Origin of the sequence: Vibrio sp. T3Y01 (assembly GCF_013114525.1) — a bacterium.
GTDB lineage: Bacteria > Pseudomonadota > Gammaproteobacteria > Enterobacterales > Vibrionaceae > Vibrio > Vibrio chagasii_B.
Genome location: NZ_VTXJ01000024.1, coordinates 1 through 23,533, shown reverse-complemented (window position 1 = coordinate 23,533; position 23,533 = coordinate 1). Strand labels below are relative to the sequence as shown.

Here is a 23,533-nt window from a genome sequence, read left to right as displayed (position 1 = left end):
CCAAGGTTATCTCCCGGCTAACCGGGAGATAAAGGGAATCAATTCTATCTGTGTTAGAAGTGGTATTTCACGTTCGCCATTAGTAACCACTCATCACCCACCTTTTGGGTGTTTTTGTAGGTCTTACCGTCTTCTTCAGTCCATTTGGCTTCAAGTTCATTGGTGTGGTAAACGTAGTTTACTTCGGTACCTATGCTCCAAGCATGAAAGCGGTAGTCGAGTCCTGTTTGAGCACCAAGGACGATTCCATTTAGATCATCTACATCATATTCTGCTTCTGAGTTGAACATCTCATAACCAAGTTTGCCGCCCACTGTCCAAGCGAGTTTTTGTGTAATAGGCACGATGTAGTTGTATTTAGTAAATAGTGTGCCTACTTCAAGTTCATCATCGTTATTTTCATTATTTTCGACACTGGTACCGCGGTAATCATAACCAATACTAATTTGATGAGTCTGGTTGATTGTCATACCGCCTTCGACGCCAAATACCATTGATGAAGATAAGTCGGTTTTACCTTTAGTCCCGTAATACGTGGACTCTGATTCAATTTGTCCACTTAAACGTGTACCAACATCAATACCGATAAACGGTTCATAGTTCGTAGCGGCGTTAGCGTTGAACGTTGTCGCTGTGGTTAGAATAGCAAAAGCAAAAAGTGGTGTTGTTTTATTAAGCATCATTGGTTCCTATTAAAAAGGCTGAGAGTTAACTATGTTGTTATTGTTTTTCACGTCTTGGTGAATTGATGCTCAAGTTAGAGGCTCGGGTAGGAAAGGAGAAGCGAATTGTGCGGAATAGGACAGAAAAAAGCTAAAGTGCTTATCTTGATAAATCTTTAGCTTTTTTAGTTGGATAAGGTACTGAAATATTTAGTTTTTAATTTTTCGCTCTTTTTTGTGAATTGTCGATGGACATGGCTACTGAATCAACAAACCAAATTCCACCAATGCTACTAAGCCTAAAAGTAGGGCCAGCACCTTCCAGAACTGAATGGGATGGCGGTTTATCAATGGTTGCTTGGCTTTGTGTTTCATCAGATTTTGGTTAGGTGTGTAAAGGTCTGCTACAAAATCGCCTAAAACCTGATATCGCTCGGTCGGGGATTCTGCACACGCCTTTTGTAAAACCAAATCAATCCAAGCCGGTAGATCCGTTCGCTTTTGTGTCAGCGGTTGGTATTCCCATTGATGATGGCGTGATTGCTTGAGAGATTGTGCGCTCATTTCAGAGTAGGGTAGTTCGCCCGTTAGCATCTCATAGCCGATCACCGCGATAGAGAACAAATCCGAGCTTGTCGTAGCTGTGTTGTACTTAATGCTCTCTGGTGCAATGTAATTCACCGCGCCGAGTGGTGTTGGGTCTTTGTCTGCTTGTTCTCCCTCTTCAATTCCTCTTACTAACACCGCACCAAGGTCGATGATTTTGATATCACCATCACGCTGAATCATGATGTTTTCAGGCTTCAAGTCTCTGTGTACCATGTCGGCACGCTGCAAGACACGAATCCCTTGTGTGATTTTTTCGAGTATCTCACGCACTTGTTCGAGCGAGGGCTTAGGGTTGTCGTACATCCATTGCCTTAGCGTGACACCTTCAACCAATTCGCAAATTTGATATAAGAATTGAGAATGCTCTGGTGTTGGGTAAACCTTCATTACTTTCTTTTTATTCAACAAGATGCCAGCCCATTGCTCGTTAAAGAAAGCCCTTAACTGTGCTGGATCGTCATGGTATTGAACCGAAGGCACCTTTAGGACGAATTCGGTTTGTGTCTCTTTTTGCATCACTCGATACACATGACTTCGAGTGCCCGCATACAACACCTCAAGCACCATAAAGTTATCGATACTTTGACCAAGCTTTAACGCTGGTGGAATAGCGCGCTTAGAGAGCTTTTCGTGAAATTCGATTAATGACGGCGTAGGTAAGTGAGTAACTTCGACAATCAGGCAGCTCACGTTGTCTGCGCTATTGTGGCTTAGTGCTGTGTTACAGATGGTTTGAGCGGCGTATTCGAAATCTGCACCGGGTTTGTCGATGTGTTCTTTAAATGTGTTAGGGGAAACGAACTCATGCACACCATCCGAGGTTAGGATAAAGCGGTCATTCTTCTTGATGGGTAAGGTTTGGTAGTCAACGTTGAGCTGATTATCCATGCCTAATGCTCTGGTTAAGTAATGCTTCTGTCCCATGTTCTTACGAGTGTGGTCACGGGTCAGTTGGCGTAATTCTCCATCTCTTAGCAAGTAAATGCGGCTGTCACCCACATGGAATAGATGAGCGGTGTTCGATTTCAATATCACGCTGCTGAAAGTCGAAACTAAGGCATTGTGGTTAACTTGTTGTGCGGAATGAATATTAGAAACAGAGGTGTTGAAGAGCCAAGAATTAAGCGAAGTTAGAACTTTTTGCGCTGAACGCTGAATGCTCCAGCTTTGTGGGGTCGCGTAATAGTCGTCAATAAACTGCATCACACTGGTGTGACTGGCTTTCTGACCGTGTTCACTGCAACTGGCTCCGTCGGCTATGCAGGCAACACTGCCTTTTAGTTCTTGTTCTGCACGAGTCTTCGGATGTTTTACAATGATGGCGTCTTGGTTTTCGTCACGTACGCCTTTATTCGAATAACCACCAAACTTCAAAGTCAGTTGGTTATTGGTTTCTGGCTTGATGACTTGCCCTTGGCTGAATGAAATCGTCATAACTGGTCTTCTTCTTAACAGGCCGTCTTCTCATCTGCTTGAGAGCACATCTGAGAAAGAACAAAAGCTCTCAGTAAAGCGAGAGCCTTTGAACGAAGTAACCAAGTGTCGCAAGCCCGGTTACTCCTCCCGATTCAATGAGTGGTTAGCTAGATACGTTGATTAGTGTCACGCTACCATCGTCGTTCACTTCAGCGATCTGACCGTTGGGCTCTTCCATGAACATCAGAGTAACGAAGCCAAGAACCGCCGTTGCAGCAATCACAAGGAAGAAAGTCTGGTAACTTACGAATGAAAGTACCGTTAGGTAAACCACCGCACCCACGTTACCGTAAGCACCTGTCATGCCAGCAATCTGGCCTGTCATACGGCGTTTGATTAGAGGTACTGTTGCAAATACTGCACCTTCACCCGCTTGTACGAAGAAAGAACACGCCATTGCAGCAACAACCGCTAGCCATACAGGCCATGTGCTGTCTACTTGACCCATTGCGAAGTAACCCACAGCCAAACCTGCTGTTAGGATAAGTAGGGTTGGTTTACGACCAAATTTGTCTGAAATCCAACCGCCACCTGGGCGAGACATCAAGTTCATGAAGGCATAAGCCGAAGCTACCATACCAGCCAGAACAGGCGTTAGTTCGAAGGTTTCAGAGAAGAACAGTGGCAGCATAGAAACCACTGCTAGCTCAGAACCAAAAGTCGCGAAGTACAGAACATTTAATACCGCAACTTGCTTAAACTTGTACTGGTGAATCTCTGGCACTTCTTCTTTGAATACATTCTTATTCACTTTCCAAACTTGAGTGACTTCATATACATACAAGGCTGCAAGTACTGCATACACACCGTACACCGCTGTGTCAGACAACATGCCAATACCTGATGGAGACAGTTTCCAAGCCAGTAGAGCCAGTGCCGCGTACATAGGGATCTTCATGAAGAGTAGAAAGAAAAAGTCACCCTTAGACGTCACTTCCATTGCTGTTACTCGAGCTGGTTTGAAGTAGGTAGAACCTTTTGGTGTGTCGGATACGTTTTTGTAGAACACAACAGAGAACAGTAAGCTCATTACACCGGTGATACCAACCGCGTAACGCCAGCCATCTTCGCCACCAAATACTAATGCTAGAGTAGGAAGAGTGAATGCTGCCGCTGCTGAACCAAAGTTACCCCAACCGCCGTAGATACCTTCCGCTGTACCCAGTTCGTTATGTGGGAACCATTCAGATACCAAGCGAATACCAACTACGAAGCCAGCACCAATAAAGCCAAGTAGGAAACGAGCAATGGCAGCTTGAATGAAAGAGTCAGCCAGTGCGAACATGAAACACGGGATCGAACAGATCGCGAGTAGCGAAGAGTAGACAAGTCTTGGACCGTACCGGTCGGTAAGCATACCAATCGCGACACGCGCTGGAATGGTTAAGGCAACGTTTAAGATGAGAAGGGTTTTGATCTCTTCAGTGGTTAGCCCTAGGCTGGTTTTTACCATCTGCAGTAGTGGTGCGAAGTTAAACCACACCACAAAGGTAATGAAAAAGGCCATCCAGCTGAGGTGTAAGACCTTCATCTTACCTGTAAACGAAAACAGCGAAAATTTTGAGTTATCCATGTTTTAAATCCTTTAAATATGGAAAGAGTCTAGATTTATCTAGCCGTCCACATGCCAACTCCGTAGCTTGCCTAGACTGTTAATTATAGGCGGCTAAGGCATGTTAATGGGTGAATTTGAAAGTACAACCTTTTAGTTAGGTGATAACTTGTTGTTAGTTGCTGACTGGTCGTCAGATGACTAACTTGCCAACGCTTCGGGTGCCAGTACTTGAATCTGGTTGCCTTGCCTGCGCACTTCAAAGCGAGTTAGGGCATGTTCAGGTTCTTCCAAACAAGCGCCTGTCTCTAAGTGGTAATGCTGCTTGTAGAGTGGGGAGGCCACATAGGGTTCTCCACTTAACGAGCCGATAATGCCGCGAGACATAACGTTGGCTTTGCCCACAGGGTCGAAATTCGATAGGCCATAAAGCTTGTCGCTGCGTTTGCAGTAAAAAATGGCGACTTGATGATCAGCTACTTTGGCGCACACACCCGCATTGGGTGACAGTTCCTCTTGGGAGCAAACAGTGGTCCAGTTTTCCATGACAGTCTCCTTGTCAAATTGTTGAGTCTTTGATTTTGTTCAATTTCGTAAAAAAGAAGATCGTAAAGAAGGTCGCTAGCAGCGTGTTGCCGAGATCGAAGGGGCTGCTAACGACCAAACTGGCTACGAGACTTCCGTAATTTCAATCTGTTCAGTGCTGTTTAACGCTTGGTTGCGTTCCGCTTCTTGGTCGGTATTGACCGAAGGCTTCGGGAAGCGCTGCTCACGCTCTTTGATAAATGACAGGCTAGAGTCCATCTCTTCACTGTTGATGTAGTGTTGGAAGCGCTTCATCTTCACTGGATTCTCGATAGTGGTCTTCCACTCACACTGGTAGTTTTCGATATTGAGCGCGATGTCGGCTTCTAGCTCAGCAGCGACATTGAGTTTGTCTTCAATCACTACCTCTTTGAGATACTCCAAGCCACCTTCTAAGTTCTCCATCCAAACCGAAGTGCGTTGTAGGCGGTCAGCAGTACGTGTGTAGAACATCAACACGCGGTCGATGTATTGAATAAGAGTTTGCTCGTCTAGGTCGGTCGCGAATAGGTCAGCATGACGTGGGCGCATGCCGCCATTACCACAGACGTAAAGGTTCCAACCTTTGTCTGTCGCAATAACACCAATGTCTTTTGATTGCGCTTCGGCACACTCACGAGTACAGCCAGATACGGCGAATTTGATCTTGTGTGGTGAGCGCAGGCCCTTGTAGCGGTTCTCTAGTTTAATCGCGAGGCCAACACTGTCGTTGACGCCGTAGCGACACCAAGTGCTACCGACACACGACTTCACGGTTCGAACCGATTTACCGTAGGCGTGGCCAGTTTCAAAGCCTGCATCAATCAGCTTTTTCCAGATGGCTGGCAGTTCATTGAGTTGTGCACCAAATAGATCGACACGTTGTCCACCGGTGATCTTGGTGTAAAGGTCGTATTCTTTTGCCACTTCACCTAGCACAATCAATTTGTCTGGTGTGATTTCACCGCCGGCAATACGTGGAACCACAGAGTAGGTACCGTCTTTTTGCATGTTGCCAAGGTAGATGTCGTTGGTATCTTGCAGCTCGATGTGCTCGTCCTTCAGGATGTAGTCGTTCCAGTAAGAGGCGAGAATCGAACCCACTGCAGGCTTACAAACGGTACAGCCTAAGCCTTGACCATGAGACTCAAGCAGCTCATCGAAGGTTTTGATTTTATTGACGCGAATAATGTCGGTCAGCTCTTGACGAGAGTAAGCAAAGTGCTCACAGATGTCGTTAGAGACTTCCACACCCAAGTTGCTCAATTCACTATCTAATACTTGTTTAGCAAGGGCAGAACAGCCACCACAACCCGTCGAAGCGTTGGTCGATTCTTTCAGCGCTGCCATTGTGGTGCAGCCTGCTGATACTGCTTCTTTGATGTCACCTTTGGTCACGTCGAAACATGAACAAATCACGGCGCTGTCTGGTAGGGCTTCGACACCCATTGCACTGCCTGAGTCGTCAGCAAGGTTTGGAAGAATCAATACCGACGGGTTCTCTGGCAGAGGCATATCATTTTGTTTGATTTGCAGCAGTGAACCATACGCGTCTGCGTCACCCACTAGCACAGCACCGACGATCTTCTTGCCATCAGCAGAAATAATTAAGCGCTTATAAACTTGTTCAATTTCATCGTTGTAGGTGTAAGACTGTGCGCCTTCGGTTTTGCCATGCACTTCACCAATACTGGCTACGTCTACGCCCAGCAATTTAAGCTTGGTGCTCATATCGGCACCCGTAAAGCTGCTCTCATCTTCGCCATTGGAAAGGATATGGCTTGCTGCGATTTTCGCCATCGAGTAGCCCGGAGCCACTAAGCCAAAGATCTTGTTATCCCACAGCGCACATTCACCAATCGCGTACACATCATCAATGTTGGTTTGGCAGTAATCATCAATCACGATACCACCACGTTCACCTATCGCGATGTCCGAGCTACGAGCCAGAGCATCTTGAGGGCGAATACCTGCAGAGAACACGATCATATCGGTTTCAAGGTGAGTGCCATCGGCAAAGTTCATGCGGTAGCGAGCATTTTCACCCTCTACAATCTCAGAGGTCGCTTTCTCTGTGTGAACTTGTACGCCTAGGTCTTCAATTTTACGTCTTAGTAGGGCGCCGCCGCCGTCATCGAGTTGAACTGCCATTAAGCGAGGTGCAAATTCAACGACATGTGTTTCTAAGCCAAGGTTTTTAACTGCGTTTGCGGCTTCTAAGCCCAGTAGACCACCACCGATAACCACGCCAGATTTACTCTGCTTGCTCGATAGTTCAATGGCATCAAGGTCTTCGATAGTGCGGTAGACGTGACAGTGCTCTTGGTCGTTACCTGGGATTGGTGGAACGAATGGGAATGAGCCTGTTGCGAGAATCAGTTTGTCATAGCTTTCACGATGACCAGTGTCAGTCACGACCGCCTTGTTTTCAGTATCTAGCTCAGTGACCTTGGCATTGATTAGGTATTTGACGCCATTTTCTTGGTAGTAAGCTTCACTCGTCAAAGACAAGTCGTCGGCTGATTTACCGTTGAAGTATGCCGTGAGCTGAACACGGTCATAAGCAAGTCGTGATTCTTCACTAAAAGTGATGACTTCATATTGGTCTGAGTCAGCTTGAATAATGTTGTCGATAAATTTGTGGCCAACCATGCCATTACCAACGACGACAATCTTTTGTTTGCTCATAGTAAATTCCTTTTTTGCTGGCTTCCTAGCGTTTCTAAAACTGCCCACTCTCTGGTGGATAATGTGCTGTTCTTCCAATGAACTGAAAACTGTAAATTTTGAGTTGTTGGTAAATAGGACAGCAAGTAGGGTGCCAGATAAAAATAGATATCGAGGAAAATAAAAATAACATTTTAAATTAGTGGCTTAATTAAATGATAAACGACTCAGTTACCCCTAAAGTGGTAGGCTTGAGGAAGGGAACATTTATGAAAATGAGCCTTTGTGGTGCAAAATTGATCAACATGGTGCAAAAATCTCAATATTTTCTCGATAGCATTTAATTAACATTATTTTCTGTAAGTGATTTTATTTTAAGTTGTTGTAATTGATGGTTATTTTTCTTGATTGGGAAAGGGGTGAATAGTGGTGCGTAAATTGCTTTATTAAAAAAGAGAAATTTTCACCGCGAAGAGTGGTTAGTAAGAGGCGCTCTGTTAGAACGGTGGAAACAATAAAAAGAACATTGCACGAGGGAAGAGTGATGAGTTCAAACAAGGATTGGATCAAATCAACGTGTGCTTACTGTGGCGTAGGTTGTGGTATTGAAGTAAGGCCTACTGCTTCGGGGAAATTGGAAGTGCGTGGCGATAAAGATCACCCATCGAATTATGGCAAGTTGTGTACAAAGGGCGCTGCACTGGGAGACACCGTAACACCAATTGGCCGTTTAACTCAGCCGATGCAAAGAGTCGCAAGCGGACAACAACTTCTACCTTGGAGTAGCGCATCTCAGCTGGTGGCAGACAAGTTCAAACAAGCGATAGAACAGCATGGCCCAGACTCTGTCGCCTTTTATGTGTCAGGCCAACTACTGACTGAAGATTACTATATGGCTAACAAGCTGATGAAGGGTTTTATTGGTAGCGCTAACATCGACAGCAACTCTCGCCTTTGTATGGCATCTAGTGTGGTTGGGCATAAGCGCGCGTTCGGTACTGATACTGTTCCTGTTTGTTATGAAGATCTAGAGCAAGCCGAAGTGGTCGTAATCACTGGATCAAACCTCGCTTGGTGTCACCCTGTATTGTTTCAACGCTTAAGAGCAGCCAAGCAAGCTAACCCAGACATGAAAGTGATCGTCATTGACCCGCGCTACACCGACAGCTGTGAGATTGCCGATATACACTTGGCATTGGAATCTGGTTCCGATGTCGCTCTATTCAATGGTTTGTTGGCTTACTTAGATGATAACGACCAGCTTGACTCTGATTACATTGAAAATCATACCCAAGGTTTTACGGAAGCGATTCGAACAGCCACAGATTACCGCTATACCGAATCAGGTTGGGGCAACAAAAGCGTTCCTGAACTGACTGGGCTTAGCGAGCAACAACTCGAACAGTTCTATCAGTTGTTCGCATCTAAAGAGAAAGTGCTCACCATCTATTCCCAAGGCGTGAACCAATCCACACAAGGGTGTGACAAGGTAAACGCGATTATTAACTGTCATTTAGCGACCGGCAAAATCGGTAAGCCGGGCATGGGCCCATTCTCGGTAACAGGCCAACCGAATGCGATGGGTGGGCGTGAAGTGGGCGGCCTAGCCAACACCTTAGCCGCGCACTTTGAATTTGGTGATCCACAATCACACCAAACCGTTAGCAAGTTTTGGCAAACCGACAGCTTAGCCACTCACGCAGGCTTGAAAGCCATCGACCTGTTTGATGCCATGAATGAAGGCAAGATAAAAGCGGTGTGGATCATGGCTACTAACCCTGTTGTGAGCCTGCCAGATAGCGAAAAAATCAAAACTGCTTTGGAGAAATGCCCGTTTGTGGTGGTGTCGGACTGCATTGCCGATACGGAAACCACTCGCTTGGCCGATGTAGTGCTACCCGCGCAAGGGTGGAGTGAAAAGTCGGGCACCGTAACCAACTCTGAGCGTCGAATCTCACGCCAACGCCGCGTATTACCAAGCCCTGGAGAAGCGAAACCTGATTGGTGGATATTAAAAGAAGTCGCGCAAAAAATGGGATTCAAAGAGCAGTTTGATTACCGCCACGAAGGCGAGATCTTCAAAGAGTATTGCGAGATGACAGCCCTAGGTAATGAGACAGGTAAAGCTCGCGATCTATGCTTAATCGGACTTACTCAGTTAGATGAGAAAGGCTATGGTGAACTGACTCCGCAGCAATGGCCAGTACTTGAATATCAACCAGAAATCATCGAGCAGCGCATGTTCACCGATGGCGAGTTCTTTACTGAATCGGGCAAAGCGCAGTTTGTAGCGGTTGAGCACGACAAGCCGATTGCCGATACCAGTGTCGAATTCCCACTTATTATGAACACAGGTCGAATCCGAGACCAATGGCACACCATGAGCCGAACTGGCTTAGCCGCAGGTTTAGGTGAACACACACCAGAACCCTTTGTCGCCATGCACCCAGATACGGTTGCAGAGCTTGGTTTAGAAGAGTTTGGCTTAGATGCTTTCAACCACGCCACTATTAATCCGGTAGTGAAAGTGCGCAGCGCACAAGGTGAATGCCAAGCTCGCTTAGTGGTGACCAAAGAGATGCGCCGTGAACAGGTGTTTATGCCTATTCACTGGAATGCGCCAACCGCAAAAGACAGCAAGCCGTGTGACCTGATCTTGCCTCATACCGATGCAGCTTCAGGCCAACCAGAATTTAAACACACACCTGTTGTGGTAGAGCCGTGTGGCTATCGCAGTGAAGCTGCCTTAGTCAGCGACAAGGTGATGGATTGTAGTGGGTTTGATTACTGGGTTCGCCAAAGAGTGGAGGGTGGTTTTCTGTATCGTATTTCTTCATCGAAGAATCCAATGGAGTTGGTGATTCAGCTTGCCAACACCCTTGATGCCTTACCAGAACCGAATACAGAGGCGATTAAATCACTCCATTACCACGGCAATAAATCATTCAAGAACTACGGCTCGGCCAAGTTGGATCAGTTTGGTGTAAAGCAAGCATTCGTCGTGAACAGTAAGCTCGACCATCAAAGCATCGATTGGCTGGTGGGATGTCTAATCCGAGAGGCTGATGAAGAGTTTGAAGCCGAGTTTTTGAGTACATTGGCGAAGTAGATACTTATCGAAATAGGTCCAGAGTAAAACGCCGACAATAATGTCGGCGTTTTTATTTTCTGACGAACATTCTTGATCATATTTACCAATCATCGTGCTAAATGAATAATTTGAACGAATACCTCGGTTAGGCTGCAGAGTCATATAAAAAATGACAAGCGACACACATATTCATGCTGTTTCTTTATTTGTGTGCAAATATATACAATATTTCTATTTATTCCTGGTGTATGATGCCAGGGTTTTCGTAAGGTACTGTTATTAAATGACTTATTTGTCAATTTAATCGATGGTGAGATTGCTTTACGAAGTGCCTCGGAAGTACCCAATGTTTATTGGGTGATGAATCCTGTTCAAATTATATTAAATAAAGACCAGTTTATGAGAACTCTTCTATCTGAATGCTTACATTTCACTTGCTCAAATTTTAAAAGCATATTTAAAATTTTCGGCGGTTTCATCATCACGATGTCATGTTTAGGCGTATGGCTTGAACATTCATTTTATGTATCAGAAAACCTCTGGGTCTACGCGGTGTATCTATGTGTATATTCTTCTATTTACACTTATCTAATCGCTATTTTTATCAATTTTATGGCTTCGTCTACTAATGGGTTTGATATTGAACGCTCCGTATCTTGGAGAGTTTGGTCCAGATTAATGATCGTTTATATTATTTATTCTTTAATTGTTTTAGTTGGAACGATTGCACTGATTATCCCGGGATTGTATCTAGCTGCGCGATACAGTTTCGTAGAGTTCGAAGCTGTACTAAATAATAAATCTCCACTGTTTGCGTTGGAAAAAAGTTGGCGAGATACCAAAGGTATCACTATGAAGTTGATTAAAATATCGATGTTACTGGGTATCATTAATTTTATCCTTAATTTCGTGATTGGGTATATCGGAGAGGTTTATCCGGTGTTAGAAGTAGCGACAGGGATACTCACATCAATCTTGTCCCCTGTTTTATTGATATTTGGCTCTATTGTGTACTTTAGAGTCTACATTACGAATGTTGATGCTGCTGAAATGCCACTAGGAAATGAGGCATAACCAGGGTGGTAAACAGCCTAAATAATTAGGTTTTTGATAGGCTCTAAAGCCCAAACTTTAAAATAAGAAAGATGGAGTTAACTTCCTGTATTAACTAAATATCTTCGATCTATCATCTAGAAAAAACAATATAAAATTTAAATTTGGTGAGACGGTTATATTCGGGTTCTTGTATCAGAGAACCTAAGTTTTCCGTCATGCCTTAGCTGCCTATTCTCTATAAACACTTAATTAAGTTAGAAATGAATTCTGACGAAGATTCCCCCTGTGTGACGTAAAAGATGGGTATTTATCTACGACTTATTAATAATTAAAAAGTCATTATTAAAACAATAATATAAAGGACAAATCCATGTTCAAAAGAGCAATTGTTGCTTCAGCCTTACTTTTAAGTTCTTCTGCATTCGCTAATATTGCCGTTGAGGTTAAGAATGAATCTAGAATCTATGATGTAGAATTAACCAGTAAAGATTATCAAACATCTCGATACTCACCAAACCCTCAAGACACCATTATCGCTAAATCAAGTGACCGTTTCAATGTCTCTAGCAATTATCCCAATGTAGTTCGCTTGGTTGATTTTGAATATCAGTATAGTGATAGTTCAGTCTATGACGCACCGCGTTGTCATTTCCGTTTTGTTGCTTTAATCGATCCGCGAACAGGCACTATGTTGCCTCAAAAAGTAATCGCAGAGAATGAGAGCAGAAGTTACCGAGATCGTGCGATTTGTACCGGAAAACTTGATTATTTCAATGTTGTAACCGGAGACGCAAAAGTTACCTTCACTATTAATCGTAGAAAATACTAGTTTTATAAATAGTAGTAATTTAGCTAGGTAAACAACCAAACGCCGACAACCATATCGGCGTTCTTTGACAACTTGTCAGCGACTAGCTTAGCCGCCATTTCAGCGCCACTTACTAACTATCACTCCATATGGAAAACCTAGATCTCAATATCCGTGCTAGGTGAAATTGGAGGCATGTTTGATGGGTGAAAAGCTAGTTATAAAATAAGTTCAAGTAACAAAAATGATTCGTTACACATGGCACTACTTGCTTGTTGTACTCAATGAGTAAGGAACATGCGTCAGAATTAGCAGTTCAGTTAATAAAGCAGATTTATATGAAAATAAGGTTTTTAATTGTCCCATTAGTTTCCATGTTTATGGGATGTCATGATTTAAGAAAAATAGAGGAGGTGCCGAATGATAAGTTGCCTCCTGCTGCACCAGTATCAGAAGAAGAACCGATCAATACGTTGCCTCCTGTTGCGCCAGTATCAGAAGAAGAACCGATCAATACGTTGCCTCCTGTTGCGCCAGTATCAGAAGAGGAACCGAGCAATACGTTGCCTCCTGCTGCGTCAGGATCAGAAGAAGAACTGGAGTTGCCAGAAACCCTCCCTAATTTGGAAAGAGAGCCGACACTTGTTGGTGTGGATAATGACGATAATGGCATTAGGGATGATATTGAAAGATATATCGATAATAACTACCTCGAACTGGACCAGAAACAGGCAGTTGAGCAGTATGTTAAAGCACTACAGCAAACTTTGATCATTGATCTAACAGATATCAACGCGGTCAAAAGTGCCAATAGAAAACTTTCAGAAGCTGATCATTGTATTTATAGCCGCTTTGATGGACGTAATAATAGTAAGCAACCGGCGCAAGTATCCCAAGAGCTTGAGTCCATAACAACGAATACGAAAGAAAGACTATTAGCGTATCTCGCCTTTGCCAGAGCCTTGAATGGTACTTCCTGGTCGATTCCAAAAGGAGATACCTGTGAATAAAATTATTCGATACATCTCACCTTTAAGTATTGGCCTATTCCTCTCATCGGTATTGACTTTTACAGCGTCTGCACAGGTAACCACTGAAGGAGATATTTGTAGAAACACAGATGTGGTCGTCGCTTTTTTTAATGGTGTTAACACTACGCCAAGTGGAGCAAACAGAGCAAAAGAAGAGCTAAAAAGAATCCATGGAGAAAAGTCGGTTACAGGAGACTCCATCCAGTATGAGGTTTTTTACAACTACACCGATGGTTTTGAAGACTTTGTTGAAACCTTCGAACAACGTCTTTTGGAGCAAGACCGCATATTGGAAGGGCGTTATGAGCTCTTTTTTGAAATTATGAGAGGCGATGGCCCTTGGTGGTCGAGTATTATTGAAGCTGCCTCTTCGACTGCTGCTCTATATGAAGCTATTGGTGATAAATTTCGGGCTGATACTATTCAAAGCCTTACATCATTGATGGGAAATCCACCTACTACCGCTAACTATTCAGAACATCAGGCCAAGATCGATAACTGGGTCCTTAAAGGCTTTAAGCTACTTTTTGTAGCCCATTCTCAGGGTAACCTTTTTGCGAATGCGGCCTACGAATATACAACAACAAAGGTAAATGAAGACTCCGTTAAAGTTGTTCACGTAGCTCCGGCATCACCGTCTCTTAATGGTGAGCATACATTGGCTGATCTGGATTTGGTGATAAATGGGTTAAGACTTGTGGGCAGTGTACCGAACATTACAGACAATATTCCAGGCTACTTGTTCAGGCCGAGTGGTGTTAATGGTAGTAAGGATATTCTCGGTCATGGCTTTATTGAAATATACATCAACCAAAAGCTAGATATATCGAACAGAGTGAGAACGCAGATCAATGATGCATTGAATACACTTACCGCACCTCCCGCAGAAGCGTCTCAAGGTTTCTTTACCGCACAATTAACGTGGGACGGCAAAGGAGATGTGGATCTTCATGTGACAGAGCCTAGTGGGGATCATGTTTATTACGCCAAACAACGAGGTTCATCAGGGTATTTAGATGTAGACAATACTAGGGAGTACGGTCCTGAGCATTATTTTAGTTCGTGTGATCCAGCTAGTCTTAAAACAGGGCTTTATTCAGTGTCTGTCGCGAACTTTTCTCGTGCTACTGGCCGGTTAGCAACCGTACAGATTGATTCGACGACCAATGGAGCACTTGGCACAAAAAGTGTGACATTAGGTGGAGCGACAGGTGATAAGCCTGAATACCACTTGTTTAATGTGCTAGTTACTAAAAACGAAGAAACGGGAAAATATACCGCAAGTATCGAGTAAGATGTGCACTCGTTAATTTAACACAACACGCTGAAAACCAAACGCCGACAACTCTGTCGGCGTTTTTCCATTCGCCACGGCAACGCTAGTTTTTATCTATCGAGCCTCACGTCGTTTATCCATCATCGCGTCACACACAAACCTAAAATCAACTATCCCGTCTGGGCAAGGATGTATATGGATAAAATGATAAGTAATACACATATTCATACGATTTCTACATTTAATTAGAGTTATTAGGAATACTTCTGTTTCTCGTCATGTATGATGCGACTTTCTTGCTAAGGCATTGTTATTAAATGACTTAATTGTCAATTTAATAGCTGTTGCTATTAGTAGCCGAACTATTTCAATTATAAACAGCGTCAATGTTCGGTCTCGGAACCGTTATCAGTAAAAGGGCTAGGTATGTATTTTTGGAACATCAAAGGCTTAAAGGCGGACATCAAAGCCGATAAGTTGTCGGAGAAAGATCGTTTTCGGTATGTATTTATATATATCGCGTTGGGTACGCTCGCGATGTATGGCTACGCCAATGGCTTTTCAAATACCTGGGAGGTTATCGAATCAATCAGTTTCAGCGTCATCGTTCTTCTAGGGACCTATTTTGCTTATAGAGCGAATGGTGCAGAAAATGGGCGAGACTTCTTAGGTCGCTATTTTGGTATCAGCTTTGTTGTGGGTTTGAGGTTTTTAATTTTTATGTTGCCTCTCTATATTCTGTTATTTTTCTATTACTTTTCAGTGATATCTGATGATGGCGATATTGCTACCACAGGCGTTGATGTAGCAATATCGATGAGTTTAAACATCTTGCTGTATGCGCGCATTGTTAAGCATATGGGCGATGTAAGGGATTAATAATAAACCATGTAATCAGGCGGGTAACGTGGGGCGTGCGCTTGGGTTTACATTTGTCTGCAACTCAGTTGTCTTTAGGTTTCTCTGCATAAAAGGCAGAGCTTTAGGAGTTAGCTCATGGATTATGAAACGAAAATACAACTTGCTCTAAAAGAGTTAAGTGACAAAGGTGTTTGGAAGTCGAACTATAACCCCCCAATAGATAGATTGTTGCGTAAACTCGGGTTTCGTATACGGCCACCTTACTATCAGGGCTTTTTCTCAAATTTTGTGTTTTGTTTGGTCTATTTCGCTCCTATATGGTGGGGTTTTGAATGGTTTTTGGAGTGGAATGAGATTGGGATATCTATGCTAGAATCTGCCTATAAATCATTGCAATGCGGTGCTTTGTTTGGCTTGCTTATGTCAATCCTCTACGCCATAAGACGTAAGCAGTTAAACCTAACAGATTGGGATTCATTAGGTGAATGATCGCAAACCTATCAACAAGGTTCAGAGTCTAGCTCAACACCTTAAATTTTAGGCTTTGTGTTTAGAATAGTTTTGCTGTGGTAGAAAGCTTTAAAACATCTCGTGAGGTCTCCGATTGATTCAAAACACAGGGTATTTTGGAGTTTAAATTAGATGTATAAACTTGAAATTTTCTGTACGCCTGAACAACAAGAGCGAGTTCTTAGCACTTTACATGAGTCCGGTGTCGACAGGATTGGAAACTATGACCACTGTTGGTCTATCGGGTCAGTTATCGGGTCTCACCGAGCGCTTGATGGATCTACGCCTGTGTTTGGGAGCAAAGGAAAAGTCGAAAATTACCCGCTATTAAAAGTTGAAATCAACGTGGCAAAGAGCCAAGTGAAACCAATTGTTGATCAGCTTAGAGAGTCCCTCGGCTGGGAGGAACCTTTAGTCAATGTTTTCAAAATCTATAACTCTGAGTTCGATCTTTGAAGATACTTTGGTGGTCGCTAAACGGCTTAAGTAGACTCAAAGTCTTAGAAAGTAGGATAAATAAAAATGCTATACCACTTACTGACCGAAAGTGATTACAAAGAATACCAAAGCACAGAAACCTATGAACCCGCATCCTTGAAGGACGAAGGCTTTATTCACCTTGCTTATGAAGAGCAACTGCAAAAAATTGTAGATTGTTTCTTTGTGGGAGTGACGCAAGCATATCTTCTAGAAATCGACAAAAACGCGATTGCTAGAGACTTAAGAGATGAGCCGCCAGTAGGGACTGAAGATGATGGGGCACTCTACCCACATTTATACAGTCCACTTTCTAAGCAAGCCGTGATTAGAACAATAAAGTTAGTCGCGGATTCGTCAGGTGCACTAAAAGTAAACCTGTAACAATCGAGTATTCCTATCGGCTCTGTACCATTCAAAACAAGCAGCACTTAATCGTGTGTTGTTTTGGCTCTACAGAGCTTTTTGTTTCCATCAAGTTAAGGAAAACAATGCAAGTTAAAGCAGTTAAAGACGCATATAACGCATACTTTTATTTTAATAACGAGCGAACCCTTTCAACCGATTTAGCCAGTGAACTGATTTTAATTGAAGATGATGGCTTCACTGTTTTTATCGATAAAACACGTAAGTACGACAACCAGATCCTCATTGATGGCGTTTGCAACTCCGCGAGCTTAGAGGCAGACCTCAAACTATTTAAAGATGGTATCTCACCTGAGATTTCTATTGCGCCTAACGCTTTAACGACAGAGCTGAGATCATGGTTATCGAAACATCGGTTTGTGCCTGCTTTTGAGCATGAGTTTCTTGAGTTATCCGCAGAAGGCTATGTAGAAAAGCCGAGTTCTAAAAAAACAAGCGTAGAACCATTGAGCGATGTAGGTAAAGTCACGATTGAGCGATGGACACAAGATAATGCCGATGCGTTTTTGGCTTTGCTCAAAACATCCGGTTTAGAGTGTTCAGACCAAATCTGGCAGCAGAAACGCGCGCTCTATTGCACGGATACTTTCCGTTGTTACGTTGCGAAAATAGAGGGTAAACCGTGCGCTTGGGCGACGAGTTTCATCAACAACGAACACGCAATACTTGCCAATGCGTATACACAAGAGCGCTATCGTTCAAAGGGATGCCAAACGGCGCTGTTAAGATCTCGAATCGAAGATGCCATCGCCTTAGGGGCAAAGGTACTTTTAACCGACGTAATGCCAAACAGCACCAGTAGCAAAAATTGTAAATCGATCGGTTTTCGCTCGGTTGGCGTACGAAGTGTATGGTGTAAAGATTAGAGATAGGGCGATCTGCAAGAGAAAATTATGAATACAACGGATGTCATGCAAGAGTACAACGAATTTGAGCGGAAACGTTTTAACTCATTCAATGGTATTAAGGTCACAGAGAACAACCTGACTAAGTTCGTATCTAACGATCGTCATGGTAGCTATATCTCCTTTTTCGACTTCGATGAAAGCCTCACAGACTCTATCGTCAAAGAGCAACTCGCGTACTTTAAGCAGCGTAACCTATGTTTTGAATGGAAGACGTACAGTACCGACATACCAAAGAACATCAGTGCAGTATTGCTCGAGAATGGTTTTGAGCAGGATGAGCACGAATCATTCATGGTGTTGGACTTGTCTAAGGCCACCTGCGAGCACTTTGATGAAGGCAAAATCACCGAGGTGGCGGACAGCAAAGGCATTCGCGATGCAATCAAAGTCCAAGAGCAAGTTTGGGGTGGTGATTTCGAATGGCATTACAATCACTTAGTCAGCCTTAAACAGCAGGCGCCAGATTCGGTGTCTATCTATGTCGTGTATGTCGACGACCAGCCTGTGACCTCGGCGTGGATCATATTTAATGGTAATAGCCCGTTTGCAGGTATTTGGGGCGGAAGCACCATCGAAGCATTTCGAGGTAAAGGCTATTACAGTTTGCTACTGAACAAACGCATTGAGGAAGCCAAATCGAGAGGGGTTAAATACCTTACCATCGATGCTTCTGATATGAGTAAACCCATTGTATCCAAACGTGGTTTTGAAGTGATCGCGACCACCACAGGGTATACCTCACCAAGTAGTGAGTAATGTGTTTCAAAGGAGTAAAGAGTGAATAATCAAGTACGTGTAGGTGTGGCAGCGGTCATTTTTCGGGAAGGGCGTATTCTACTTGGCGAGCGCATAGGCTCTCATGGTGCAAATACGTGGGCGACGCCTGGCGGGCACCTTGAACTGGGTGAAAGTATCGAAGAGTGCGCGCAGCGAGAAACCCTTGAAGAGACAGGGTTAGAGGTCGGCTCGTTTAAGAAGCTCGGCTTTACCAACGACATATTCGAAAAAGAAGGCAAGCACTACGTCACCTTGTATGTTGTCGCGACCAGTTCTAGTGGTGAGCCTCAAGTCATGGAACCTCATCAGTGTAAACAGTGGCAATGGTTCGATTTAGATGAACTGCCAGAACCTCTGTTCTTACCTTTGGTGAACTTGTTGAAAGAACCGGTAAACTTCAAGAACTTTGACTAGCCAGAACGCTCATACTTGGTACTCAAGCTATATTGGTTTATCTTTCTCACTCTGTTATAAAATAATGATTAAATTGAAAATTCAAAGGAAAACATGGCAGTTTTAGACATTCTTACCGCACCGGACCCAAGGCTTAAAGTGAAAGCGGAAGAGGTGCAAGATGTATCGACGGTACAAACACTCATCGACGATATGTTAGAAACACTCTATGCCACTGATAATGGTATCGGTTTGGCATCCACTCAAATCGGTCGTAAAGAGGCCGTGGTAGTTATCGATATTTCAGACAGCCGAGACCAACCGTTAATCTTGGTGAACCCGGTAGTCTCAAGTGGTTCCAACAAAGCTTTGGGCCAAGAAGGCTGCTTATCAGTGCCTGACTATTATGCGGATGTCGAGCGTTTTACGTCTGTGGTAGTTTCTGCTCTCGACCGAGAAGGGAAGCCAATCACCATTGAAAGCGATGACTTTCTCGCTATCGTAATGCAGCATGAAATTGACCATTTATCGGGTAACCTATTTATTGATTACCTGTCGCCACTAAAGCGTCAAATGGCGATGAAAAAAGTTAAAAAGTACCTTAAAGCGCACGCTTAATCCGGCTTATAAACCATTATCTCTTCAAACCCAACGAGTGAATTTCAACACATCAGCGTTGGGTTTTGTCGCTATCCTTCTCAATTTTGTCTACTACTCCTTTCATGTTACACGGCTTTTCAATAGGTTGATCCGTTCCCTTAGTTATGTTGCATATGCAAGCGAGTGCTTTTAGTTTGGTTCTCGTGTTTCATTCAGTTTTAACGTTCACAAAAGGTAAATGATGATCCAAGTAAAAAATGTTGCTTTTGATAGTGAAAATGAACAATCAATTCGTTCTATTCGCGAGAACGTTTTTATTAACGAACAATTTATCGCACCTGAAATAGAGTTCGACGGGTTAGACAGTTCGGCCATCCATGCCGTGGTGACTGTCGATGGAAAGCCTGTCGGCACGGGCCGTATTTTAAGCGACGGTCACATTGGCCGTATTGCCATCATGAGAGATTTTAGAGGACAGGGGCTTGGCTCGAAGATTGTTTTATCGCTCATCGATGAAGCGAAGAAGAGCGGTTACCAGCGCGTATATCTTGGCTCTCAAAAGCAAGCCATCGACTTCTATACCAAGCTGGGATTCACACCATTTGGAGAAGAGTTCATGGAAGCAGGCATTGTGCACTTGTCTATGGAAAAAGCGTTAGCTTAATGGGTTCATGTAACTAGCATTATCAAGACACTGATGGCAGCAGTGTAACGCTCTTGCCCTCATCGAAACATGGTTTGATAAAGCACTAAGCACTAAGCACACAAGCAATAAACAGTAAGCACCGAAGCTATAAAAAGTAAGTAATAAAGCGATAAGGCAATAAAGGAATATAATGAAGAAAAACCTCGTGGTTGGCGGCACTTTACTGGGTGTTGTGGCACTCTTTTTCGTTGGTAAACACAGAGGCGAAGAATTGACCCTTGCCCCTTGTGATATGGGTGAAAAAGTCGAAACTCCCGTTCACTTTTTTACCGATGCATCGATGAGCGAGTCAAAAATTCAGAAGATGATAGGCTACTCTAATCTTGTTCTGCAAAACTCATGCGTACCAATGGAGCGAACATTATCAGGCATCACGAGAATCGACCTTTCCGGTTTCCAAGATGCGGAAAGCAGCAAGCTGCACAAACAGTTAGTCAACCTGGTTGGCGATGAGGTGTTGGAACCCATGCAGCGAGAGGGGAGCTACTATGCACTGATTCTTCCTGAAGACCACGAGTTCTCAGACGACGGAACCTTTGGTACGGTTGATCTGAATTTAAGCCGTAGCTTTTTAGTGCTGTCATCTGCAGCAGAGGTAGGGGTACTTGAGCATGAACTCGGTCATTTGGCTTGGGCTTGGCACAACGACACTCCCGATCACTGGCTCAAAGGTATGTTGCTACAAGAAAACCATGATTATATAAAACCTTACTCTTTCGGCGCTTTGTGCCGGGAAGCGGGCACCGTGATGACCTACGCTGAAAAAGTATTGCCCGTGTATTCCTCGCCAAACATTCAATACTACGGAAAAGCATGTGGTGATGCAGAAAAAGCAGACAACGTAAGGCACATGCGAGAGTTTGCTCAGTCACTCGCTTTAAATGCCGCAACATAGGCATTTAAGACAATAAATGAATAAATACCGACCCCAGAGGTCGGTATTTTTATTCGTCAGCTCTAATTAGAGCCACACTCCAACATAAAGCCACCTTCAGTGCGGCGTAAAGTGATCGTCGTGCTGGCCTCTAATTCCCCCTCCGGTAAATAAACCGCGCAGTTTTCGAACCCAGCAGAGTTAGCTGAATTGATCGTTTCATATACCTCTTCTGAGCTGTCTACATTTTCACCTGCGTAAACAATAACGTTATCGATTTGGGCAAGCATCTGGTCGGAATTTTGTGTTGCTTTAGCGTGAGCGAAAACAGAAATAGAACCAAGAGCAAGAAACAGTAAAGCCTTTTTCATTGTATACCTCGTAAGAGTTTAGGGTTGGTGTTGAGGGGCTAATATACATCGGAATATTTGTAGATCAACAAAAAATTATCGAATAACAATAATTTTTTGTTGTTTTGTGTTTGTTCTACCATGCGCATAATGGTGAAAGCCTTCGGTTTTATTGGGCTGTTCGCTCTTAACTAACCCTTTGCTCGGTTGTGAAATTTATTAGCGCCTGCGCTCTCGCTCCGCCATTTTTTACGCAGCTAAACCTGCTGATGACTTTTGATGTATTCGTTCTGTGGGGCGATTCGCTGGTGGTGGGGGCTATTGGCTAAACGTGTGGAGCAGTCGATCAAGATTGATTCACAACACATGGTATTTAGGGCTGAATCGGTGTCGGCTCATAGCGTGAGTAGTTGAGTGGATTAATCGTCTCAGTCACATCCATCATTGATTCATAACACGCGGTGCTTTTGGTTCCAGTAATGTTTGTAGCCAAGCTAGCGCTTCAAAACGTTTGGCACTGTACTTAGCAGGATTAACCGAGCACTAAGCACCATGAAATTAATCGTGATGACAAAAATTATCAGTGCAAAAAAGGATTCATGGCTAACCCATTTTCAGTATAGAATTCAGTTAGATAAAGACCTCTTGATTGTTGTGGATAAATGCTAAGGTCTGCTAGCGTGCTGAGAGATGTGATTTATCGGCATACAACATTGAGCCCTACGGATGAGCGAAAGAGCTTTGTGACTCACTAAAAATGAACCGTTACATGCGGTGTTTTATGCGGTTTTGGGTTGTGCCGTAAGGTTACAAATGGGGCCTGTGCCTGTTGCGGCTTAATCATGCTACCGACAGTTCTAGAGTCAACATGCTTAGGTTGAAGTGAAGAAACCAATTAACAAGATGACGACTCACTCACACATTGAGCTAATTTCTACATTTTGCTGAAACTATATAGATAATTTTCTGCTTTTCATCATATTCGCTCCAGAAGCAAGCAGGTAAGGTGTTGTTATTAAATTAGTTATTAGACAGGCCCTGAACAACTCAGATTACTAGACAGCACGTTCTCAGGGACAAAATACAGAATTATTCTGTCTAATATAGCTGTTATGTGCTTTGGTGGAAATGGATATGGAAATCACAATCAGGCGTATCGAAACAGAAAGCATTGAGGACAAAGGTATATTTGAGACTTTGTTTAGAGAGTACCTATCTGGATTCTCAGTTGAGCTAGATCTCTCAGTAATTACTCAGTTGTTTGCATTGCCTTATTTCCACGGATTTATCAGTTTTTTCGACGATAAGCACGCTGGTTTTGCGGTTTGCTTTGAATCGTTTTCAACTTATCGAGCGCAAAGAGTGATGAATATCCATGATTTTATGGTGTCGGACAACTTTCGTGGTAAAGGTGTGGGGAAAGCGCAACTGAATGGTATCGAACAGTATTGTCGTGATAATGATTACCTCAAAATCACACTAGAGGTCGGTGATGACAATGTTGCAGCTAAAAAGCTCTATAGTTCATTGGACTACGAAGATTACAGGGTAGTTTTGACAGGGCATCAACATTGGCAAAAGTACCTCAATTAGCACGCACATAACAAAGCATTTAAGAGTGATTCGCAACGCTTGGCGCTTTCGCTTCGCTCAAGTATAGCCAAGCGCTGCTCACATATATGGTCTCCCCCAGTTTTGCAAGCCAGCAGTATGATTAAAAGCGCAGGTTAACTTCCATATATACGGCCTGTTGAGCGGCTATTGCCTTGGCCAAGATGAGGAAGTCGAACACGAAGTCCTAATCACCTTATCGACTTTATAAGACAGTGTGAGCATAAGGTTTTCAACGTGTAGGATTT

General features: G+C 43.6%; 22 protein-coding genes. 16 read left to right on the top strand and 6 right to left on the bottom strand.

The window, feature by feature from the left end; translation table 11 throughout:
- Positions 1-53 precede the first annotated feature (53 nt).
- From F0232_RS20655 to nirB, 5 genes are all read right to left on the bottom strand, one after another.
- Entirely contained in the window at positions 54-680 is a 627-nt protein-coding gene (locus F0232_RS20655; RefSeq protein WP_061031140.1) for an outer membrane beta-barrel protein, read from the bottom strand.
- 240 nt (positions 681-920) lie between these two features.
- Positions 921-2,705 carry a bifunctional protein-serine/threonine kinase/phosphatase gene (locus tag F0232_RS20650; RefSeq protein WP_105058051.1) on the bottom strand — a complete coding sequence of 595 codons (1,785 nt, stop codon included), beginning with the start codon at positions 2,703-2,705 and terminating at the stop codon, positions 921-923.
- 145 nt (positions 2,706-2,850) lie between these two features.
- Positions 2,851-4,320: a NarK family nitrate/nitrite MFS transporter gene (locus tag F0232_RS20645; protein WP_105058052.1), complete on the bottom strand. Its 1,470-nt coding sequence runs from the start codon at positions 4,318-4,320 to the stop codon at positions 2,851-2,853.
- A gap of 180 nt (positions 4,321-4,500) precedes the next feature.
- On the bottom strand, positions 4,501-4,845 hold the full coding sequence (nirD, locus tag F0232_RS20640) for a nitrite reductase small subunit NirD (RefSeq protein WP_061031137.1): 345 nt from the start codon (positions 4,843-4,845) through the stop codon (positions 4,501-4,503).
- A 123-nt stretch (positions 4,846-4,968) separates the two neighbouring features.
- Positions 4,969-7,551: a nitrite reductase large subunit NirB gene (nirB, locus tag F0232_RS20635; RefSeq protein WP_105058053.1), complete on the bottom strand. Its 2,583-nt coding sequence runs from the start codon at positions 7,549-7,551 to the stop codon at positions 4,969-4,971.
- Positions 7,552-8,056: 505 nt separating this feature from the next.
- Here nirB and F0232_RS20630 point away from each other — a divergent pair.
- From F0232_RS20630 to F0232_RS20560, 15 genes are all read left to right on the top strand, one after another.
- The gene (locus tag F0232_RS20630) at positions 8,057-10,639 is read left to right on the top strand and encodes a molybdopterin oxidoreductase family protein (protein ID WP_105058054.1); all 2,583 of its coding nucleotides are present in this window, start codon (positions 8,057-8,059) and stop codon (positions 10,637-10,639) included.
- 381 nt (positions 10,640-11,020) lie between these two features.
- Positions 11,021-11,695 carry a hypothetical protein gene (locus F0232_RS20625; RefSeq protein ID WP_105058836.1) on the top strand — a complete coding sequence of 225 codons (675 nt, stop codon included), beginning with the start codon at positions 11,021-11,023 and terminating at the stop codon, positions 11,693-11,695.
- Positions 11,696-12,047: 352 nt separating this feature from the next.
- On the top strand, positions 12,048-12,506 hold the full coding sequence (locus F0232_RS20620) for a hypothetical protein (RefSeq protein WP_017107819.1): 459 nt from the start codon (positions 12,048-12,050) through the stop codon (positions 12,504-12,506).
- A 263-nt stretch (positions 12,507-12,769) separates the two neighbouring features.
- The gene (locus tag F0232_RS20615; protein ID WP_171750965.1) at positions 12,770-13,495 is read left to right on the top strand and encodes a hypothetical protein; all 726 of its coding nucleotides are present in this window, start codon (positions 12,770-12,772) and stop codon (positions 13,493-13,495) included.
- Positions 13,488-14,810 carry a hypothetical protein gene (locus F0232_RS20610; RefSeq protein ID WP_171750964.1) on the top strand — a complete coding sequence of 441 codons (1,323 nt, stop codon included), beginning with the start codon at positions 13,488-13,490 and terminating at the stop codon, positions 14,808-14,810. Before F0232_RS20615 ends, F0232_RS20610 begins: the two co-directional genes overlap by 8 nt.
- A 408-nt stretch (positions 14,811-15,218) precedes the next feature.
- On the top strand, positions 15,219-15,671 hold the full coding sequence (locus tag F0232_RS20605) for a hypothetical protein (RefSeq protein ID WP_061031132.1): 453 nt from the start codon (positions 15,219-15,221) through the stop codon (positions 15,669-15,671).
- Positions 15,672-15,788: 117 nt separating this feature from the next.
- Positions 15,789-16,142 (top strand): DUF6404 family protein, encoded by a 354-nt coding sequence (locus F0232_RS20600; protein WP_061031131.1) that lies wholly within the window; start codon positions 15,789-15,791, stop codon positions 16,140-16,142.
- 153 nt (positions 16,143-16,295) lie between these two features.
- On the top strand, positions 16,296-16,619 hold the full coding sequence (locus F0232_RS20595) for a hypothetical protein (RefSeq protein WP_105058056.1): 324 nt from the start codon (positions 16,296-16,298) through the stop codon (positions 16,617-16,619).
- Between the two features lie 66 nt (positions 16,620-16,685).
- On the top strand, positions 16,686-17,024 hold the full coding sequence (locus F0232_RS20590) for a DUF952 domain-containing protein (RefSeq protein WP_105058057.1): 339 nt from the start codon (positions 16,686-16,688) through the stop codon (positions 17,022-17,024).
- Positions 17,025-17,131: 107 nt separating this feature from the next.
- Positions 17,132-17,932, top strand: a complete 801-nt coding sequence (locus F0232_RS20585; RefSeq protein ID WP_105058058.1) for a GNAT family N-acetyltransferase — start codon at positions 17,132-17,134, stop codon at positions 17,930-17,932.
- A 27-nt stretch (positions 17,933-17,959) separates the two neighbouring features.
- Positions 17,960-18,730, top strand: a complete 771-nt coding sequence (locus F0232_RS20580; RefSeq protein ID WP_105058059.1) for a GNAT family N-acetyltransferase — start codon at positions 17,960-17,962, stop codon at positions 18,728-18,730.
- Between the two features lie 21 nt (positions 18,731-18,751).
- Positions 18,752-19,165 (top strand): NUDIX hydrolase, encoded by a 414-nt coding sequence (locus F0232_RS20575; RefSeq protein ID WP_105058060.1) that lies wholly within the window; start codon positions 18,752-18,754, stop codon positions 19,163-19,165.
- Positions 19,166-19,258: 93 nt separating this feature from the next.
- Positions 19,259-19,762: a peptide deformylase gene (def, locus tag F0232_RS20570; protein ID WP_105058061.1), complete on the top strand. Its 504-nt coding sequence runs from the start codon at positions 19,259-19,261 to the stop codon at positions 19,760-19,762.
- 223 nt (positions 19,763-19,985) lie between these two features.
- Positions 19,986-20,408 carry a GNAT family N-acetyltransferase gene (locus F0232_RS20565; protein WP_105058062.1) on the top strand — a complete coding sequence of 141 codons (423 nt, stop codon included), beginning with the start codon at positions 19,986-19,988 and terminating at the stop codon, positions 20,406-20,408.
- Between the two features lie 172 nt (positions 20,409-20,580).
- Positions 20,581-21,345: a hypothetical protein gene (locus tag F0232_RS20560; RefSeq protein ID WP_105058063.1), complete on the top strand. Its 765-nt coding sequence runs from the start codon at positions 20,581-20,583 to the stop codon at positions 21,343-21,345.
- Positions 21,346-21,407: 62 nt separating this feature from the next.
- Here F0232_RS20560 and F0232_RS20555 read toward each other — a convergent pair whose 3' ends face one another.
- On the bottom strand, positions 21,408-21,695 hold the full coding sequence (locus F0232_RS20555) for a hypothetical protein (protein ID WP_061031124.1): 288 nt from the start codon (positions 21,693-21,695) through the stop codon (positions 21,408-21,410).
- 1,113 nt (positions 21,696-22,808) lie between these two features.
- Between F0232_RS20555 and F0232_RS20550 the strand changes: the two genes are divergently transcribed.
- Positions 22,809-23,267 carry a GNAT family N-acetyltransferase gene (locus F0232_RS20550; RefSeq protein ID WP_171731989.1) on the top strand — a complete coding sequence of 153 codons (459 nt, stop codon included), beginning with the start codon at positions 22,809-22,811 and terminating at the stop codon, positions 23,265-23,267.
- Positions 23,268-23,533: the final 266 nt, after the last annotated feature.

Excerpts from the sequence above, each read along its gene's own strand:
- F0232_RS20580 (WP_105058059.1), top strand. The coding sequence starts at position 17,960 with ATGAATACAACGGATGTCATGCAAGAGTACAACGAATTTGAGCGGAAA.
- F0232_RS20555 (WP_061031124.1), bottom strand. The coding sequence starts at position 21,695 with ATGAAAAAGGCTTTACTGTTTCTTGCTCTTGGTTCTATTTCTGTTTTC.
- F0232_RS20550 (WP_171731989.1), top strand. The coding sequence starts at position 22,809 with ATGGAAATCACAATCAGGCGTATCGAAACAGAAAGCATTGAGGACAAA.
- F0232_RS20590 (WP_105058057.1), top strand. The coding sequence starts at position 16,686 with ATGCTATACCACTTACTGACCGAAAGTGATTACAAAGAATACCAAAGC.
- F0232_RS20605 (WP_061031132.1), top strand. The coding sequence starts at position 15,219 with ATGTATTTTTGGAACATCAAAGGCTTAAAGGCGGACATCAAAGCCGAT.
- F0232_RS20620 (WP_017107819.1), top strand. The coding sequence starts at position 12,048 with ATGTTCAAAAGAGCAATTGTTGCTTCAGCCTTACTTTTAAGTTCTTCT.
- F0232_RS20655 (WP_061031140.1), bottom strand. The coding sequence starts at position 680 with ATGCTTAATAAAACAACACCACTTTTTGCTTTTGCTATTCTAACCACA.
- F0232_RS20600 (WP_061031131.1), top strand. The coding sequence starts at position 15,789 with ATGGATTATGAAACGAAAATACAACTTGCTCTAAAAGAGTTAAGTGAC.
- F0232_RS20645 (WP_105058052.1), bottom strand. The coding sequence starts at position 4,320 with ATGGATAACTCAAAATTTTCGCTGTTTTCGTTTACAGGTAAGATGAAG.
- F0232_RS20585 (WP_105058058.1), top strand. The coding sequence starts at position 17,132 with ATGCAAGTTAAAGCAGTTAAAGACGCATATAACGCATACTTTTATTTT.
- F0232_RS20560 (WP_105058063.1), top strand. The coding sequence starts at position 20,581 with ATGAAGAAAAACCTCGTGGTTGGCGGCACTTTACTGGGTGTTGTGGCA.
- F0232_RS20595 (WP_105058056.1), top strand. The coding sequence starts at position 16,296 with ATGTATAAACTTGAAATTTTCTGTACGCCTGAACAACAAGAGCGAGTT.
- nirD (WP_061031137.1), bottom strand. The coding sequence starts at position 4,845 with ATGGAAAACTGGACCACTGTTTGCTCCCAAGAGGAACTGTCACCCAAT.
- F0232_RS20650 (WP_105058051.1), bottom strand. The coding sequence starts at position 2,705 with ATGACGATTTCATTCAGCCAAGGGCAAGTCATCAAGCCAGAAACCAAT.
- F0232_RS20625 (WP_105058836.1), top strand. The coding sequence starts at position 11,021 with ATGAGAACTCTTCTATCTGAATGCTTACATTTCACTTGCTCAAATTTT.
- def (WP_105058061.1), top strand. The coding sequence starts at position 19,259 with ATGGCAGTTTTAGACATTCTTACCGCACCGGACCCAAGGCTTAAAGTG.
- F0232_RS20615 (WP_171750965.1), top strand. The coding sequence starts at position 12,770 with ATGAGTAAGGAACATGCGTCAGAATTAGCAGTTCAGTTAATAAAGCAG.
- nirB (WP_105058053.1), bottom strand. The coding sequence starts at position 7,551 with ATGAGCAAACAAAAGATTGTCGTCGTTGGTAATGGCATGGTTGGCCAC.
- F0232_RS20565 (WP_105058062.1), top strand. The coding sequence starts at position 19,986 with ATGATCCAAGTAAAAAATGTTGCTTTTGATAGTGAAAATGAACAATCA.